This window comes from Micromonospora parva, assembly GCF_000718515.1.
GTDB classification, from domain to species: domain Bacteria; phylum Actinomycetota; class Actinomycetes; order Mycobacteriales; family Micromonosporaceae; genus Micromonospora; species Micromonospora parva.
The window spans coordinates 290,847-307,354 of sequence record NZ_JNZS01000009.1; the positions used below are offsets into that span (position 1 = coordinate 290,847).

The window sequence follows — 16,508 nt, forward strand, 5'->3', positions numbered from 1 at the left end:
AGTTCACTCAACTTGTGGTGGGGCCCGCTGCGGGCGGTGCTCGCCAGCAGCCCACGGGCGACGCCCGTCACCTGCACAACCTTACGAAGCGAGGAAGCGAACATGGCACGTGCGGTCGGTATCGACCTCGGCACGACGAACTCCTGCGTCAGCGTTCTCGAGGGCGGTGAACCCACCGTCATCGCCAACGCTGAGGGGTCGCGGACGACTCCGTCGATCGTCGCGTTCGCCCGCAACGGCGAGGTGCTCGTCGGTGAGGTCGCCAAGCGCCAGGCGGTGACCAACCCGGACCGGACGATCCGGTCGGTCAAGCGCGAGGTCGGCACGAACTGGTCCGTCGACATCGACGGCAAGAAGTACACCCCGCAGGAGATCTCCGCCCGGACGCTGATGAAGCTCAAGCGGGACGCCGAGGCGTACCTGGGTGAGCAGATCACCGACGCGGTGATCACCGTTCCGGCCTACTTCAACGACAGCCAGCGGCAGGCCACCAAGGAGGCCGGTGAGATCGCCGGCTTCAACGTGCTGCGGATCGTCAACGAGCCGACCGCGGCCGCCCTGGCGTACGGGCTGGACAAGGGCTCCAAGGAGCAGACCGTCCTGGTCTTCGACCTCGGCGGCGGCACCTTCGACGTGTCGCTGCTGGAGCTGGCCGAGGGCGTCATCGAGGTCAAGTCGACCAGCGGTGACAACCACCTCGGCGGCGACGACTGGGACCAGCGGATCATCGACCACCTGGTCAAGACGTTCCGTGGTGAGCACGGCATCGACCTCGGCCAGGACAAGATGGCCCTCCAGCGGCTCCGTGAGGCCGCCGAGAAGGCCAAGATCGAGCTGTCCGCCGCCACCACCACCAACATCAACCTGCCGTACATCACCGCTGGCGCGGCCGGCCCGCTGCACCTGGACGTGACGCTCAGCCGCGCTGAGTTCCAGCGGATGACGCAGGACCTGCTGGACCGTTGCAAGGGCCCGTTCGAGCAGGCCGTGAAGGACGCCGGGATCAAGATCTCTGACGTCGAGCACGTCATCCTGGTCGGCGGTTCGACCCGGATGCCCGCCGTGACCGACCTGGTCAAGCAGCTCACCGGCCGCGACCCCAACAAGGGCGTCAACCCGGACGAGGTCGTCGCCGTCGGCGCCGCCCTCCAGGCCGGTGTGCTCAAGGGTGAGGTCAAGGACGTCCTGCTGCTCGACGTGACCCCGCTGAGCCTGGGCATCGAGACCAAGGGCGGCATCTTCACCAAGCTGATCGAGCGCAACACCACCATCCCGACCAAGCGCTCCGAGGTCTTCACCACGGCTGACGACAACCAGCCGTCGGTGCTGATCCAGGTGTTCCAGGGCGAGCGGGAGATCGCGGCCTACAACAAGAAGCTCGGCACCTTCGAGCTGACCGGCCTCCCGCCGGCGCCGCGCGGCGTGCCGCAGATCGAGGTCGCCTTCGACATCGACGCCAACGGCATCGTCAACGTGCACGCCAAGGACCTGGGCACCGGCAAGGAACAGAAGATGACGATCACCGGCGGCTCGTCGCTGCCGAAGGACGACATCGAGCGGATGCGCCGGGACGCCGAGGAGCACGCGGAGGAGGACAAGCGCCGCCGCGACGACGCCGAGACCCGCAACGTGGCCGAGGCGCTGCAGTGGCAGACCGAGAAGTTCCTCGCCGAGAGCGGCGACAAGCTGCCCAGCGAGAACCGTGAGCAGCTCAACGAGGCGCTCGGCGAGCTGCGCGGCGCCCTCGGCGGGCAGGATGTCGAGAAGATCAAGTCCGCGCACGAGAAGCTGGCGCAGGTCTCCCAGCAGGCCGGCTCGCTGCTCTACTCGCAGCAGGCCGAGCAGGGTCAGCAGCCGGGTGGCGAGCCCGGCCCGGGTGCGACCGGCGCGACCGGCGCGCAGGCCGGCGGCGCCGACGACGTGGTCGACGCGGAAATCGTGGACGAGGACGGCAAGAAGTGACCGTCGGCCTCCGACACGTGTCCACCGCGAAGGGGATGAGGTAGCCGCATGACGCAGAAGCCACGAGCCGCCGACCCGGGCGAGACCGGGTCGACGCCGGGTGGCTCCGCGCCCACGGAGCAGACCACCGGCGACGGGGAGCGGGTCGTCATCCGTAACAACCGCAAGCTCGTCGACACCGCCGAGCCGGAGGGCGCCGCCGCCGACGCTGAGGCCGGCGTGCCGGCCGAGGGTCTGGTCGAGGACGCCGAGGTCGTGGTCGACGAGATCGAGGTCGAGGTCAACGCCACCGACGGGCCGGAACCGTCCGGCCCGCCGGTGGTGGACGCCCCGGCGCAGCCGGTGGACGGCGGCGGCACGGGCACCTCGCTCGGTGCCGAGCTGGAGGCGCTCCGGGCCGAGCTCGACGAGCGGACCAGGGACCTGCAGCGGGTGTCGGCGGAGTACGCCAACTACCGCAAGCGGGTCGACCGTGACCGCAGCCTCGTGCAGGAGCAGGCGACCGGCTCGGTGCTGGCCGCGCTGCTGCCGATCCTGGACGACCTGGACCGGGCCCGGGAACACGGCGACCTGGTCGGGCCGTTCGGCACGGTGGCGGAACAGCTCACCACCGCGCTGGGCAAGTTCGGCCTGAACGCCTTCGGCGAGCAGGGCGACCCGTTCGACCCGACCCGGCACGAGGCGGTCGCGCACCAGACCTCGGCCGACGTCAGCGAGCCGACCTGCGTGCAGGTCATGCGACGCGGCTACCAGCTCGGTGAGCGGCTGCTGCGCCCCGCGCTGGTAGCGGTCGCGGATCCGGAATAGTGCCAGCCAGTGACCAGGCCGTCCCGCCCACCGCGCAGCGGTGGGCGGGACGGCCGGGCCACCAGGGTCGGAAGGAGGTGGACCGGTGAGTTCGAAGGACTGGATCGAGAAGGACTTCTACGCCGTGCTCGGCGTGGACAAGGCCGCCTCCGCGGATGACATCAAGAAGGCGTACCGCAAGGTGGCCCGGGAGTCGCACCCGGACCACAACCCGGGCGACCCGAAGGCCGAGGAGCGGTTCAAGGCCGCGTCCGAGGCGTACAACGTGCTGTCGGACAGCGGCCGCCGCCGCGAGTACGACGAGATGCGCTCGCTCTTCGGCTCGGGCGCGTTCCGGCGCAACGCCCGGGGTGGTGGCCAGCCGGGTGGCATGCCGTTCGACGTCTCCGACATGTTCGGTGGCGGCGGAGGCGGCGATCGCCGCTTCGGAGGCGCCGGCTTCCAGGACCTGTTCAGCTCGATCTTCAGCGGCGGTCAGGCCGGTGGGCAGGCCGCGCCCCGCGGTCCGGCCCGTGGCCGGGACGTGGAGACCGAGGTGGCGCTGGACTTCGGCGACGCGGTGCGCGGGGTGACGCTGCCCCTGACGCTGCGCGCGCCGGGGGTCTGCGACACCTGCCACGGCAACGGGGCCAAGCCCGGCACCCAGCCGCAGACCTGCCCGGTCTGCCACGGTGCCGGGGTGACCACCCGCAACCAGGGGTCGTTCAGCTTCTCCGAGCCGTGCCGCAACTGCCAGGGCGTCGGCACCGTGGTCGAGGAGAAGTGCCCGGAGTGCCACGGCAGCGGCGGTGTCACCAAGACCCGCACCATGAACGTGCGCTTCCCGGCCGGTGTGGCCGACGGTCAACGCATCCGGCTGGCCGGGCGCGGCGAGCCGGGCGAGCGCGGCGGTCCGGCCGGTGACCTCTTCGTGCACGTCAAGGTTCGGCCGGACGAGTTGTTCGGGCGTACCGGAGACGACCTGACGCTGACCGTTCCGGTGACCTTCGCGGAGGCCGTGCTCGGCACGGACCTGCGGGTGCCCACGCTCGACGGCGCGGTGACCCTGCGGGTTCCGCCGGGGACGCCGAGCGGGCGGGTGCTGCGGGCCCGGGGCAAGGGTGTGGTCCGCCGTGATGGGCAGGCTGGTGACCTGCTGGTGACGTTGGACGTGGTGGTGCCGGCCCGGTTGTCCGACGAGGCGCGCACGGCGCTGGAGTCGTTCGCCGAGCAGACTCCGCCGGCGGCCCGGGAACATCTCGACGCACGGGTGCGTCGAGTCAGTTAGTCCGGTGGAGGGGACGCGGAGGTGAGCGGGATGTCGGGCGAGTTCCTCGGTTCGGGCGACCCTGCCTACGAGGCCAAGGTGCTGATGATCTCGGTGGCGGCGCGGATGGCGGGGATGCACCCGCAGACGCTGCGCCAGTACGACCGACTCGGGCTGGTGCAGCCCGGTCGAGCGGCCGGTGGCGGGCGTCGTTACAGCGTCCGCGACGTGGTGCTGCTGCGCGAGGTGCAGCGGCTCAGCCAGGACGACGGGATCAACCTGGCCGGCGTCAAGCGGATCATCGGGCTGGAGCGGCTGCTGGAGCAGGCGCAGCAGCGGGTGGCCCGGCTGGAGGCGGAGCTGGACGCCGCGTACCGCCGGGTGGCCGAACTGGAGTCGCTGGCCCGCTTCCCGGGCCGGGATCTGGTGCCGACCAACCGCACCTCCACCGCCCTGGTGGTGTGGCGCCCTCGCCGCACGCCCGATCGCTGACCTGCCGCTCACCCGGAGCTGTCTGCCCGGCCCGGACCGCGCTGGATTTCCCGGCGCGGTCCGGGCCGCTTCGGTTAGCCTGTCGATAAGGGTTCAATCGGCTTAAATCGGACCCACCGGCATGGCGAGGGGGAGCGATGGCGGAGCCGGCGAAGAAGATGGCCCAGCAGACGGAGGACCGGTTGGAGAAACTGGCCGAGACCGTCCGCGAGAAGTTCGACAAGGTCACCGAGGGGACCTACCGGGACCGGATCATCGCGGGCCGGTTCGCCGAAGACGGCGAGCGCGGCGGCGAACCGGGCCGAGCCGAGACGGAACGCAAGCAGGACTGACCGGTGACCGACGTGCGGGCCGGGACCCACGGGGGGTCCCGGCCCGTTCGCCGGTTGGGTGCGGGCCGGGACGCGGGGGCGCAGCGGCGGGGGTCCTATACCGAGCCTTTGGAGCTGAATCGTTTACGACATCACGCTGTGGTCCGCACCTGTCACGTCAGGGACCCCAACCGGTGAATCGTTTGCGACATCAGCTCCACAGCGGCGCAGGAACCAACACCCCGCTGCGCAGACCGCTGGCGATCAGCCCGCTCTCAACCGAGGCGGCGGTTTTCGCGGACCAGGCCGCCCTCGCACCAGTCCCGGTAGACGAAGAGATCCGGTCGGGCCAACAGCACCCGGCCGTTGTGCGCCCAGATCTTCATCAGCTCGTCGCCGTCCCGCTCGGCCTGTTCGACGAGCTTGCGGAAGCGGCGCTTCGGGTGGGCGCGGAAATTCGTCCGGATGCCGTCGGCCGCGTAGATGTACAGGCAGTGCAGCGCGAAACGCCGGGCCGGGCAGGTCGGATCCATCGCTAACTCGAAGAGCGTCAACACCAGTCGGTCGCCGGAGACCAGCAGGTCCCAGTCGGGTGGCATCGAGGCCAACGGCACCGAATCGGGCTTGTACGCCCAAGCTCGCAACTCCGCCGGAGTCGGATCGACGGGGTTGGCGAAGCCGTGGAACGTCGATTCCTGCACGCTCACCGGCCAACCTTCCGCTCTCGCCCGCGTTTTGGCAACGCTGCCTGCGGACCCTGGCTGCTGCGGCGAAACGGTAACCCGCCCACGCTTTGCTGCGGTAGCCCCCATGAGGAGCAATTCCGCAACCGTTGGCGGGAGGGGCATTACGCCCCTCCCGGTGGCCGTCCCGCGGGTTCAGGTGGTGCTCAGTGCAGTGGGTCGGGGACCGGTGTCGACTCCCGCCGCTGGGCCGCCGCCCGAGTGCGCAACCACCGCTTGAACCACGGGAAGTCAGGCAGTCGGGCCAGAATCGGTCCGGTCACCACGGTGATCAGGACGTACGTCGCGGCCAGCGCCGCCAACCGTGGCTCGACGCTCCCGGCAGCCACCGCGAGCCCGGCGATGACGATGGAGAACTCGCCTCGGGGTACGAGTGCCAGGCCGGTCCGCCATCGACCGGGTTCCGCGATGCCGACACGGCGGGCGGCGAGGTAGCCGGTGAGCGTCTTCGTCCCCATGGTGACCACGGCCAGGGCGAGTGCCGGCAGCAGGACCGGCGGGATGTCCTGCGGGTCGGTGGTCAGGCCGAAGAAGACGAAGAACACCGCGGCGAACAGGTCCCGCAGGGGTGAGAGCAGCTCGGTGGCGTGGTGCGCCACCGGGCCGGAGAGGGCGATGCCGACCAGGAACGCACCGACCGCCGCCGACACCTGGAGCGACGCGGCGATGCCGGCGATCAGCAGGGTCAGACCGAGTACGCCCAGAAGCAGCGCCTCCGGGTCCTTCGCCGACAGGGCGGCGGAGATGAGGTGGCCGTAGCGGATGGCGAGGACCAGCACGAGCAGTACGGTGCCCACCGCGACGGTGAGCGCGATCCCGCCGCCGAGCAGGCCGGTGCCGGCCAGGACGGCGGTGACGAGCGGCAGGTAGAGAGCCATCGCCAGGTCCTCGATGACGAGGACCGAGAGGATCACCGGGGTTTCCCGGTTACCGAGCCGGCCCAGGTCGGCGAGGACCTTCGCGATCACGCCGGAGGAGGAGACCCAGGTGATGCCGCCGAGTACCAGGGCGGCGACCCAGTCCCAGCCGAGCAGCAGGGCGAACCCCGCGCCGGGCAGCGCGTTGAGGACGCCGTCGATCAGCCCTGCCGGCGCTGCCGAGCGCAGGTTGCCGACGAGTTCGTTGGCCGAGTATTCCAGGCCGAGCATCACCAGCAGCAGGATGACGCCGATCTCGGCGCCGACGGCGAAGAACTCCTCGCTGGCGTCCAGCGGCAGCAGCCCGCCGTGCCCGAACGCCAGCCCGGCGAGCAGGTAGAGGGGGATGGGAGAGAGGCCGAAGCGCCGGCTGAGCCGGCTGAGGAGCCCAAGCAGCAGCAGCAGCGCACCGACTTCGATGAGCAGCGTGGTGAAATCGTGCATCCGCCTCAGCCGTCCGGGTCACTGTCGGCGAGGATGGCGGACACGCCGTCGAGACCCCTGCGGGTCCCGACAACGACCACCACGTCGCCGGCCGCGAAGCGGAAGGAGGGGAGTGGCGAAACGATCACTTCGCCTTCGCGCAGCACTGCCACGATGGAGGCGCTGGTGCGGGTACGCGCCTTGGTGTCGCCGAGCTTCCGGTTGACGTACGGCGACCCGGCCGTGATGGCGATCTGCTCGGTGAGCAGACCGGCGGCCTGCTCGCGGAGCCCGGAGAGCTGACCGAGCATCAGCGACGCACCGAGAATGTCGGCCAGTGCCTCGGCCTCGTCGTCGGTCAGCGGAATGTCCGACTGACAGGCGTCGGGGTCGTCGGGGTCGTAGAGGACGAGATCACGGCGGCCATTGCGGTGGGAGACGACGCCCAGGCGGCGTCCGGACTCCGTCACCAGATCGTGACGTACCCCGATCCCGGGTAAGGCGGTCTGCTCGACACGTACTCGCACTCACCCAGGCTACCGCTTCGTGAACAGAAGACAGATCTTGGAGGGAGCAGGCCCAACCGTGGGTGATCGACTCAGCCTTCACGATGTCGGGGTGTCCGGACAGCCCGGACACCCCGACCCTCAGCGAACCGAGTCGATCAATTCGGTCGGCGGAGGCTGGCGAAGAACTCGCTGATGTCGGTGACCAGCACCTCGGTGGCCTGGTGGGCTGCGTAGTGGCCGCCGACGTCGCCCCGACCGGCGACGTCGGTCGCGTACGCCGTCCACCGGACGATGTTCGCGTGGTCCCGTTCGGCGAAGCGGCGGATGGACTGGAAGTCGCCGGGGAACATGGCCAGCGCGGTCGGAGCGGTGGTCGGCCCGGCCGGCGGCTCGCCGGCGTGCGCGTCCTCCCAGTAGAGCCGGATCGCCGAGGCGGCGGTCCCGGTGAACCAGTAGAGCGCGACGTTGGCCAGGATGAAATCGGCGTCTAGGCTCTCGTCGAAGAGCTGGGCGTTCCAGGCGAGCAGCCCCACCGGTGAGTCGGCCAGCCCGAACGCCAGGGTCTGCGGCTGCTGACTGTGCACCTGGTTGAAGGAGAACTTGTTCTCGTAGAACCACTGGAGGTGCCCGAGCGCCGCCTGGTCCGCCTCGGAGAGCCCGGCGAACTCGGCCGGGTCGCCGGAGGGGAACGAGAAGAGCTGGGTGACGTGGACGCCGAGCACCCGCTCCGGATCGATCCGGCCCAGCTCCGGCGCGATCATCGAGCCGGCGTCGTTGCCGACCGCGCCGTAGCTGTCGTACCCCAGGCGGTTCATCAGCTCGGCCCAGGCGCGGGCGATGCGGAACCGGTTCCAGCCGGCGTTGCGGGTCGGGCCGGAGAAGCCGAAGCCGGGCAGCGACGGGATGACCACGTGGAAGGCCGGCGCGTCCGGGTCGGTGGGCTCGGTGAGCGGGGCGATCACGTCGAGGTATTCCAGCACCGATCCGGGCCAGCCGTGGGTGAGCACCAGCGCGGTGGCGTCCGGCCGGGACGAGCGGACGTGCAGGAAGTGGATCTGCTCGCCGTCGATCTCGGTGACGAACTGGGGGTGGGCGTTCAGGCGGGCCTCGACGGCGCGCCAGTCGAACTCACCCCGCCACCTGTCGACGAGGGCGCGGACCCGCTCGGTGCCCATCCCGTAGGAGTCGCCCGCGCCGGGCAGGTCGGCGGGCCAGGTGGTGCGGCCCAGCCGGGCGGCCAGGTCGTCGAGGGCGGTCTGCGGGATCTCGACGCGGAACGGGCGGATCGCGGTGTCGCTCATGCCGGAACTCCTTCGGAACGGAATGTTTCGTTCTGCAATCACAGTAGCAGAGCGGAACGATCCGTTCCACTGTTAGGCTGACGACATGTCATCGACTTCCGGCAAGACGCTGGGCGGTCGCCGCGCCCAGGCCGCCCGCAACGACGAGGTCATCCTCGAAGCCGCCCGCGCCGTCTTCCTCGACGACCCGAAAGCCCCGATCGCCGCCGTCGCCGACCGCGCGGGCGTCGGCATCAGCGCGCTCTACCGGCGGTACGCGGGCAAGGAGGACCTGCTGCGTCAGCTCTGCCACGACGGGCTACGCCGGTACGTCGCAGAGGCCGAGACCGCCCTCGCCGAGCCGGACGACTGGGCCGCGTTCACCGGCTTCCTCGGCCGGATCGTCGACGCCGACGTGCACTCGCTCACCGTCCACCTGGCCGGCACCTTCACCCCGACCGAGGAGATGGGGCGGGACGCGGTGCGCGCCGGTGAGCTGGCCAGCGCCCTGGTCGACCGGGCACGCGCCAGTGGGCGGCTGCGCCCCGACGCCGTCGTCCAGGATCTGGGGTTGCTGTTGGAGGCGTGCGCCGCGGTGCGCGTACCCGATCCGGAGCGGACCCGCCAACTGCGCCGCCGGCAGCTCGCGGTCCTGCTGGCCGGCCTGTCGGCGGTGCCGGACGCGGACCCGCTGCCCGGCCCGCCGCCGGCGGCCGGCGAGTTCGACTGGCGGTGGCGGCGCCGGGAGTGATGGGCGTCACGCGCTAAGGTTGAGCGGAATACGCTCAACTCTGGTTGTGTCCAATCCAGTGGACAACGCCGATCCGGGGGAGCCCATGAACACCGAAAGACTCACCACCAAGAGCCGGGAAACCATCACGGGCGCCGTCGCGCTGGCCAACCAGCGTGGTCACGCAACAGTGGAGCCCTGGCACCTGCTCCTGTCACTCCTGGACACCGACGGTTCGACAGCCACCGGTCTGCTGCGCGCCGTCGGGGCCGACCCGACCGAGCTGCGCCAGGCCGCCCAGCGTGCTGTCGACAACCTGCCGGCCGCCCGCGGCTCCAGCATCGCCGAGCCGACGTTGGCTCGGGAGTTCGTCAACGCCATCGGCGCCGCCGAGCAGATCGCCCGGCCGCTGGGCGACGAGTACACCTCCACCGAGCACCTGCTCGCCGGCCTGGCCCGGGTGGGCGGGGCGGTGTCCGGCGCGCTGAAGACCGTCGGCGCCACCGAGGAGGCTCTGGTCGCCGCCTTCCCGACCGTTCGCGGTGGGGACCGTCGGGTCACCACAGCCGACCCCGAGCAGACCTACCAGGCCCTGACCAAGTACGGCGTCGACCTCACCGCCAGCGCCCGGGACGGCAAGATCGACCCGGTCATCGGGCGGGACTCCGAGATCCGTCGGGTCATCCAGGTGCTCTCCCGGCGTACCAAGAACAACCCGGTGCTGATCGGCGAGCCCGGCGTCGGCAAGACCGCGATCGTCGAGGGTCTGGCCCAGCGGATCGTCACCGGCGACGTGCCCGAGTCGCTGCGCGACAAGAAGCTGATCTCGCTGGATCTCGGCGCGATGGTCGCCGGCGCGCAGTACCGCGGGCAGTTCGAGGAGCGGCTGAAGTCCGTCCTGGAGGAGATCAAGAACTCCAACGGGCAGGTCATCACGTTCCTCGACGAGCTGCACACAGTCGTCGGCGCCGGCAAGGGCGAGGGCTCGATGGACGCCGGCAACATGCTCAAGCCGATGCTGGCCCGTGGTGAGCTGCGGATGGTCGGCGCCACCACGCTTGACGAGTACCGCGAGCACATCGAGAAGGACCCGGCGCTGGAGCGCCGCTTCCAGCCGGTGCTGGTCGGTGAGCCGACCATCGAGGACACCATCGGCATCCTGCGCGGGCTCAAGGAGCGCTACGAGGTGCACCACGGCGTACGGATCACCGACGCCGCGCTGGTCGCCGCCGCGACCCTGTCTGACCGCTACATCACCGACCGGTTCCTGCCCGACAAGGCGATCGACCTGGTCGATGAGTCCGCGTCCCGGCTCCGGATGGAGATCGACTCCCGGCCGGTCGAGGTGGACGAGATCGAGCGGGCGGTCCGCCGGTTGGAGATCGAGGAGATGGCCCTGGCCAAGGAGCCGGACGCCGCCTCCGCCGAGCGACTGGAGCGACTGCGCAAGGAGCTGGCCGACAAGCGCGAGCAGCTCACCGTGCTCTCCGAGCGCTGGCAGACGGAGAAGAGCCACATCACCAAGCTCTCCACCGCCAAGGAGGAGTTGGAGCGCCTCGGTGGTGAGGCCGAGCGGGCCGAGCGGGACGGGGAGCTGGAACGTGCGGCCGAGCTGCGCTACGGCCGGATCCCCGCCCTGAAGGTCGAGCTGAAGCAGGCCGAGGAGGAGCTGGCCCAGCTCCAGGCCGACGGCGCGATGCTCAAGGAGGAGGTCGGCGCGGACGACATCGCCGCTGTGGTCGCCTCCTGGACCGGCATCCCCGCCGGCCGCCTGCTGGAGGGTGAGACGGCCAAGCTGCTGCGGATGGAGGATTCGCTGGGCGGCCGGGTGGTCGGCCAGGGCGAAGCGGTCGGCGCGGTCTCCGACGCGGTACGCCGCGCCCGCGCCGGCATCGCCGACCCCGATCGCCCGACCGGCAGCTTCCTCTTCCTCGGCCCCACCGGCGTCGGCAAGACGGAGCTGGCCAAGGCCCTCGCCGAGTTCCTCTTCGACGACGAGCGGGCGATGGTCCGCATCGACATGAGCGAGTACGGCGAGAAGCACTCGGTCGCGCGCCTGGTGGGTGCGCCGCCCGGCTACGTCGGCTACAACGAGGGTGGTCAGCTCACCGAGGCGGTACGCCGACGGCCGTACTCGGTGGTGCTGCTGGACGAGGTGGAGAAGGCCCACCCGGACGTCTTCGACGTGCTGCTCCAGGTGCTCGACGACGGGCGGCTCACCGACGGCCAGGGCCGCACTGTCGACTTCCGCAACGCGATCCTGATCCTCACGTCCAACCTCGGATCGTCGGTGATCAGCGATCTGACGCTCGCCGACGAGCAGCGCCGGGAGGGTGTGCTGGCCGTGGTCCGGTCGCACTTCAAGCCGGAGTTCCTCAACCGGCTGGACGACATCGTGGTCTTCGCCTCGCTGCGCGGAGACGACCTGCGCTCCATCGTCGACATCCAGTTGGACCGGATGCGGCGGCGGTTGGCCGACCGCAGGTTGGGCCTGGAGGTCACCGATGCGGCCCGGGACTGGCTCGCCGAGCACGGCTACGACCCGATCTACGGCGCCCGTCCGCTGCGCCGCCTGGTGCAGAGCGCGATCGGCGACCAGCTGGCGAAGGCGCTCCTGTCCGGCCAGATCCGCGACGGCGAAACGGTAAAGGTCGACCGCACCCCGGAAACCGGAACCCTCTCCATAACCCCCGCCTAATCCCACCCCTCAACGCGGTGATCAAGAGGTTTGCGTCAGGTTCGCGTCTTCGCATGACGCAAACCTCTTGATCAACAGGGTGGGGCGGGGGTGGACGGGGAAAGGGGTGGGGCATGTTTGGGATTGGTAGGAAGTGGGAGCGGGACCTTGGTGCGGCCGCCGACGAGTTGGCGGCGGCTGACACGCTCGCCTTCGGGGGAGTTGGCCTCGCCGGCACGTTGTTGCCGGTGACGGAGGCGTACGAGCGGGTGTCGGCGGCCCTCGACGACCACCCCGAGGAGGTCCGCCGCCAACTTGACCGGGTGCTTGCCGACGGCACACCCGCTGGCCGGGCGTACGCGGCCACGCTGCTGGAGCGTGTCGACCCGGCGGCGGCCCGAGCGGCGTGGACGTCGCTGCGGGACGACCCGAGCGAGTTCACCACCTTCGTCGGCTGCGTCATGGACCGCGAAACCCTGGGCACCTACGCCAGCCGGCGGCTCGCCGCCGCCTGAGCCATGCGCAGCAGGCGGCGCCACCGGTGCCGTCGGTAGCTGAGCTGTCGGTCACGGTACGGGTCCCGCTGGTGCCGAAGGTTGTTACCGTCTGCGCCGACGAACCTGGGGAGGTAGTCGGGTGAACGCGCTGGTGACGTACCTGGCGGCGGCGCTTGCCGTGCTCGTGGTGACCGTGCTCCTGTTCGTCGCGCGGGCCCGCCGGACAACCCGGCCCGGCGGCCTGCCGCCGTCCGGCCGGCCAGCGGGCGGCCCGGCGCAGTCGCCGCGCGGTGGCCCGCTCCGCCTGACCCCCGGCGACCGCGTGCGGATCCGCGAGCGGGAGTACGCGGTGAGCGCCACCATCCGCCTGGTCGAGGGTGACTGGAGCTGGGTGCAGCACCTGCTCGACGACGGATCCGGCACCCGCCACCGGCTCTCCGTGGAGGACGGCCCCGAACTCGAGCTGGTGTTCTGGACCGCCGAACCGAGTGCCACCGTCACGCCGGGCGCCCCGACCATCGAACTCGGCGGGCGGCGCTTCACCTGGGCCGAGACCGGGCAGGCGCGATACACCGCCACGGGCGAGACCGAGCTGCCGTCGACCGGCACCATGCGCTATCACGACTACCAGTCCGGTGGCGCCGCGCGGCTCTCCTTCGAGGCGTACGGCGAAGAGGGCTGGCGGGTTTCCCGCGGTGACCTGCTCGGGCCCGCCGACCTGACGATCCACCCCACACCCGAGCTCCGCTGAGCTGGACCGGTGGGCGCGCCGAGCTCGTCGCGACATGCCGAACTGGCCGGTTGTCGATACGGTGTGGGCGCGATCTTAGGGAAGGAGAATCGTGGTCGATTCCCAGCGCACACCGGCCCGTCAGCGGCCATCCATTGTGTCGATTTCCAGCTACCTGCTCTTCCTGTTCCTGGCACTCCAGGTGATCAGCCTGATCATCACGCTCAGCACCTTCGGCAAGACGCGGGACGCGATTCGTGACGCGTATGCGGACAGCACCGCCGAGGGCGCCGACCAGGTGGCCGACGTCTTCGCCGTGATCGGCATCGGCGGCAGCGTCGTGCTGCTGCTGCTCGCGGTCGTGTTGGGCGTGCTGGCCCTCTTCAACAACCAGGGCCGCAACGGCGCCCGGATCACCACCTGGATCGTCGGCGGCATCATGGTCTGCTGCGTCGGCGGTGGCCTGCTCAGCAACGCGGCCGGCGGTCTCAACGCCGGTGGCGGGACCGGCGGCGACGGGCCCAGCCCGGAGGAGCTCCAGCGCCGCCTGGAGGAGGCCCTGCCCTCCTGGGCCACCCCGGTCAGCCTCCTGCTCAGCGTGCTCAGCCTGATCGCGCTGCTCACCGCGCTGATCCTGCTGGCGCTGCCGAAGGCGAACGAGTTCTTCCGCAAGCCCACCGCGGCCTGGGAGCCGCCGACCCCGGGTGCCAGCTACCCGGGCTACCCGCAGGCGCCGGGTCAGCCCGGCTACCCGCAGGCCTCCGGCGAGCCGGGCTATCCGTCGAGTGGGGAGCCGAGCTACCCGCCGCCGGCAGCGGACCGGCCGGACGCGACGCCGCCCACGGACCGGCGGGACGACACGCCGCCCACGGACCGGCCCGGGTCAACCCCGCCGTCGACGAGCTGACGGCTCGATAAGCACGACGCCGACGATCCCTCCGAGTAGGTTGCAACCCGACGCCTACCGGAGGGATTCGTCGTGTCGTACCCGGATTCGCCACCGGCCCGCCGGCCCGCCGCCGTCCTGTCGGCCGCGTCCGTGCTGTTGGTGATGGCGGTCGCCGCGCTCGCGTACGCCGTGGTCGATCTGGTGGTGCTGGGCGCGACGGTCGACGCGTTCCGTTCCGCCGCCGGCAACACGTCGGCGAGCCCGGAGCAGATCGACGACGTGGTGACCCTGCTCCGGGCCTCCATGGTGCTGTCGGCGGTGGTGGCGGTGCTCTCCGCGCCGCTGCTCGCCGGCCTGGCCCTCGGGCTGCTGGCCGGTCGCAACGGCGTGCGGGTGGCGACCTGGGTGGTCAGCGGGCTCGGCCTGCTCGCCGGCTGTTGCAGCGTGGCGGTGGTCGTCGGCGAACGGGCCGCGCCACTGCGACTGGGCTCGGGCGAGCAGGCTCTCGCCGAGTTGCTGGGCCTGATCGGCGACGCGTACCCGTCCTGGTGGATTCCGCTCAACGCCGGGCTTTCCGTCGCACAGGGGCTCGGTTACCTTGTAGTAGCCACGCTGCTGGCGCTGCCCGCAACGAACAGCTGGTTCGGCCGCCACCGCTCGGCCACGCCAACCGCACCGCCCACGTTCACGCCCGCCCCGCACCAGCCCGCGCCCCCGTTCCCGCCCAGGTGAGGACCGCCACGTGACGCTCGACCCCACCACCGCCGAGCGGCGAGCCCTGATCACCGGGGCCACCGCCGGCATCGGCGCGGCGTTCACCCGGCGACTGGCCGCCGACGGCTGGCACCTGGTGCTGGTTGCCCGAGACGAGGCGCGGTTGGGTGAGCTGGCCACCGAGTTGGGTTCCGCGTACGGCCGCGAGGTGGAGACGATCCCGGCCGATCTGTCCACCGACGACGGATGTGCGACGGTGGAGCGGCGGCTCGCCGAGGGCAGCCCGGTGCACCTGCTGGTCAACAATGCGGGCATCAGCCTGAACAAACCGTTCCTGCGTTCCACGGCTGAGGACGAGGCACGACTGTTGCGCCTCAACGTGCACGCGGTCATGCGGTTGACCCTCGCGGCGGTTCGACCGATGACCGAACGGCGAAATGGGGCAGTGATAAATGTCTCTTCGGTCGCCGGTTTCGGTACGGCCATGCCCGGCTCGACCTACTCGGCCAGCAAGGCGTGGGTGACCAACTTCAGCGAGTCCGTCGGCCAGTCGACGCGGCCGTTCGGCGTTCAGGTGATGGCTCTCTGCCCCGGCTACACCCGCACGGAATTCCACCAGCGGGCCGGCATCAACATGTCCAAGACGCCGGAGTGGCTGTGGCTGCGAGCCGAGGATGTGGTCGACGAAGCCTTGCGTGACCTGCGCAAAGGCAAGATGGTCAGCATCCCGGCGTGGAAGTACAAGGTGGTCGTCGCCGGTATGCGACACGCGCCGCGCCGACTGCTCCAGGCGGTCGCCCGGGACACCCGCGGCCGGATCGGTCGCGACGAGCGCTGAGCTTCGACAGGCCCGTCGGCCCCGAGCCGGCGGCGGGACGGCGTTGGCGCGCCGCTGTCAGACCAGTCGCTGAGCGTAGTCGAACATCGCCAGTCATCGGTTCCCCCCGGGGCTGATCAGGGTGGACCCCGCACACGGCGTTCAGAGTTGCGCAGTAACCTCTATCGCCATGGGGGACCACGACGACCTGCGTAAATTCATTACCGACCTGGCTGTGGTCCATGGCCGGGTCGTGCTCTCGTCGGGGCGCGAGGCAGACTGGTACGTGGATCTGCGGCGCGTCACGCTCCATCACCGGGCCGCTCCTCTGGTCGGCCGGGTGTTGCTGAACCTCACCGCCGACTGGGAGTTCGACGCGGTCGGGGGCCTCACCCTTGGTGCGGACCCGGTCGCCCTCTCGATGCTGCACGCCGCCGCTCCGACCGGCCGGGCCCTGGACGCCTTTGTGGTGCGCAAGGCGGGCAAGGCCCACGGTCTTCAGCGGCGGATCGAGGGGCCCGAGGTGGCCGGCCGCCGCGTGTTGGCGGTGGAGGACACCTCCACGACGGGCGGAAGTGTTTTGACCGCTGTCGAGGCGCTTCGCGAGGCCGGGGCGGAAGTCGTGGGTGTGGTGGTTATTGTTGATCGAGGCGCCGGCGACGCGGTGCGAGCCGCCGGATTGCCGTACCGGGCGGCCTATACGTTGGCTGACCTCGGCCTTGTGGCGTAAAAGTCTGCCGATTCGGATCTGCTGATATGCAGGC

The 16,508-nt window shown here is 70.7% G+C and carries 17 protein-coding genes; 13 read left to right on the forward strand and 4 right to left on the reverse strand.

The annotated features are described in order from the left end of the window. Positions 1 to 102 precede the first annotated feature (102 nt). The 5 genes from dnaK (at position 103) to IF22_RS0114270 (ending at position 4,839) form a co-directional block, all read left to right on the forward strand. Positions 103 to 1,962 carry a molecular chaperone DnaK gene (gene dnaK, locus IF22_RS0114250; RefSeq protein ID WP_030332082.1) on the forward strand — a complete coding sequence of 620 codons (1,860 nt, stop codon included), beginning with the start codon at positions 103 to 105 and terminating at the stop codon, positions 1,960 to 1,962. A 48-nt stretch (positions 1,963 to 2,010) separates the two neighbouring features. Then, positions 2,011 to 2,769, forward strand: a complete 759-nt coding sequence (gene grpE / locus IF22_RS0114255) for a nucleotide exchange factor GrpE (RefSeq protein ID WP_030332083.1) — start codon at positions 2,011 to 2,013, stop codon at positions 2,767 to 2,769. Between the two features lie 85 nt (positions 2,770 to 2,854). Beyond that, the gene (gene dnaJ, locus IF22_RS0114260) at positions 2,855 to 4,036 is read left to right on the forward strand and encodes a molecular chaperone DnaJ (protein ID WP_030332085.1); all 1,182 of its coding nucleotides are present in this window, start codon (positions 2,855 to 2,857) and stop codon (positions 4,034 to 4,036) included. A gap of 30 nt (positions 4,037 to 4,066) precedes the next feature. Next, complete coding sequence (locus tag IF22_RS0114265; protein WP_030332087.1) at positions 4,067 to 4,507, forward strand: heat shock protein transcriptional repressor HspR; 441 nt, start codon at positions 4,067 to 4,069, stop codon at positions 4,505 to 4,507. Between the two features lie 137 nt (positions 4,508 to 4,644). Continuing rightward, positions 4,645 to 4,839, forward strand: coding sequence for a hypothetical protein (locus IF22_RS0114270; RefSeq protein WP_030332091.1), 195 nt, complete (start codon positions 4,645 to 4,647; stop codon positions 4,837 to 4,839). A gap of 254 nt (positions 4,840 to 5,093) precedes the next feature. Here the strand turns inward: IF22_RS0114270 and IF22_RS0114275 are convergent, their stop codons facing one another. From IF22_RS0114275 to IF22_RS0114290, 4 genes are all read right to left on the reverse strand, one after another. Beyond that, on the reverse strand, positions 5,094 to 5,525 hold the full coding sequence (locus IF22_RS0114275) for a hypothetical protein (protein ID WP_030332093.1): 432 nt from the start codon (positions 5,523 to 5,525) through the stop codon (positions 5,094 to 5,096). A 182-nt stretch (positions 5,526 to 5,707) separates the two neighbouring features. Then, positions 5,708 to 6,922: a cation:proton antiporter gene (locus IF22_RS0114280; protein ID WP_030332095.1), complete on the reverse strand. Its 1,215-nt coding sequence runs from the start codon at positions 6,920 to 6,922 to the stop codon at positions 5,708 to 5,710. A 5-nt stretch (positions 6,923 to 6,927) separates the two neighbouring features. Next, the gene (locus IF22_RS0114285) at positions 6,928 to 7,428 is read right to left on the reverse strand and encodes a cation:proton antiporter regulatory subunit (RefSeq protein WP_030332098.1); all 501 of its coding nucleotides are present in this window, start codon (positions 7,426 to 7,428) and stop codon (positions 6,928 to 6,930) included. 137 nt (positions 7,429 to 7,565) lie between these two features. Continuing rightward, positions 7,566 to 8,711 carry an epoxide hydrolase family protein gene (locus tag IF22_RS0114290; RefSeq protein ID WP_030332100.1) on the reverse strand — a complete coding sequence of 382 codons (1,146 nt, stop codon included), beginning with the start codon at positions 8,709 to 8,711 and terminating at the stop codon, positions 7,566 to 7,568. 85 nt (positions 8,712 to 8,796) lie between these two features. Between IF22_RS0114290 and IF22_RS0114295 the strand changes: the two genes are divergently transcribed. The 8 genes from IF22_RS0114295 (at position 8,797) to pyrE (ending at position 16,474) form a co-directional block, all read left to right on the forward strand. Continuing rightward, complete coding sequence (locus IF22_RS0114295; protein ID WP_030332102.1) at positions 8,797 to 9,441, forward strand: TetR/AcrR family transcriptional regulator; 645 nt, start codon at positions 8,797 to 8,799, stop codon at positions 9,439 to 9,441. An 85-nt stretch (positions 9,442 to 9,526) separates the two neighbouring features. Next, on the forward strand, positions 9,527 to 12,118 hold the full coding sequence (gene clpB, locus IF22_RS0114300; protein ID WP_030332103.1) for an ATP-dependent chaperone ClpB: 2,592 nt from the start codon (positions 9,527 to 9,529) through the stop codon (positions 12,116 to 12,118). Between the two features lie 113 nt (positions 12,119 to 12,231). Next, positions 12,232 to 12,612: a hypothetical protein gene (locus tag IF22_RS0114305; protein ID WP_030332106.1), complete on the forward strand. Its 381-nt coding sequence runs from the start codon at positions 12,232 to 12,234 to the stop codon at positions 12,610 to 12,612. A gap of 121 nt (positions 12,613 to 12,733) precedes the next feature. After that, a complete protein-coding gene (locus IF22_RS0114310) occupies positions 12,734 to 13,345 on the forward strand; it encodes a DUF4178 domain-containing protein (protein WP_030332108.1) in 612 nt (203 codons plus the stop codon). A gap of 91 nt (positions 13,346 to 13,436) precedes the next feature. Continuing rightward, positions 13,437 to 14,231 carry a hypothetical protein gene (locus IF22_RS0114315; RefSeq protein WP_036411460.1) on the forward strand — a complete coding sequence of 265 codons (795 nt, stop codon included), beginning with the start codon at positions 13,437 to 13,439 and terminating at the stop codon, positions 14,229 to 14,231. Positions 14,232 to 14,303: 72 nt separating this feature from the next. Further along, the gene (locus IF22_RS0114320) at positions 14,304 to 14,945 is read left to right on the forward strand and encodes a hypothetical protein (RefSeq protein WP_030332119.1); all 642 of its coding nucleotides are present in this window, start codon (positions 14,304 to 14,306) and stop codon (positions 14,943 to 14,945) included. A gap of 10 nt (positions 14,946 to 14,955) precedes the next feature. Continuing rightward, positions 14,956 to 15,765 (forward strand): SDR family NAD(P)-dependent oxidoreductase, encoded by an 810-nt coding sequence (locus IF22_RS0114325; protein ID WP_030332121.1) that lies wholly within the window; start codon positions 14,956 to 14,958, stop codon positions 15,763 to 15,765. Between the two features lie 169 nt (positions 15,766 to 15,934). Then, positions 15,935 to 16,474 carry an orotate phosphoribosyltransferase gene (gene pyrE / locus IF22_RS0114330; protein ID WP_030332123.1) on the forward strand — a complete coding sequence of 180 codons (540 nt, stop codon included), beginning with the start codon at positions 15,935 to 15,937 and terminating at the stop codon, positions 16,472 to 16,474. The last annotated feature ends 34 nt before the right edge of the window (positions 16,475 to 16,508 follow it).

Coding starts and splice junctions, on each gene's coding strand:
- IF22_RS0114265 (WP_030332087.1), top strand. CDS start 4,067: ATGTCGGGCGAGTTCCTCGGTTCGGGCGACCCTGCCTACGAGGCCAAG.
- dnaK (WP_030332082.1), top strand. CDS start 103: ATGGCACGTGCGGTCGGTATCGACCTCGGCACGACGAACTCCTGCGTC.
- IF22_RS0114280 (WP_030332095.1), bottom strand. CDS start 6,922: ATGCACGATTTCACCACGCTGCTCATCGAAGTCGGTGCGCTGCTGCTG.
- IF22_RS0114305 (WP_030332106.1), top strand. CDS start 12,232: ATGTTTGGGATTGGTAGGAAGTGGGAGCGGGACCTTGGTGCGGCCGCC.
- IF22_RS0114295 (WP_030332102.1), top strand. CDS start 8,797: ATGTCATCGACTTCCGGCAAGACGCTGGGCGGTCGCCGCGCCCAGGCC.
- IF22_RS0114270 (WP_030332091.1), top strand. CDS start 4,645: ATGGCGGAGCCGGCGAAGAAGATGGCCCAGCAGACGGAGGACCGGTTG.
- IF22_RS0114290 (WP_030332100.1), bottom strand. CDS start 8,711: ATGAGCGACACCGCGATCCGCCCGTTCCGCGTCGAGATCCCGCAGACC.
- clpB (WP_030332103.1), top strand. CDS start 9,527: ATGAACACCGAAAGACTCACCACCAAGAGCCGGGAAACCATCACGGGC.
- pyrE (WP_030332123.1), top strand. CDS start 15,935: ATGGGGGACCACGACGACCTGCGTAAATTCATTACCGACCTGGCTGTG.
- grpE (WP_030332083.1), top strand. CDS start 2,011: ATGACGCAGAAGCCACGAGCCGCCGACCCGGGCGAGACCGGGTCGACG.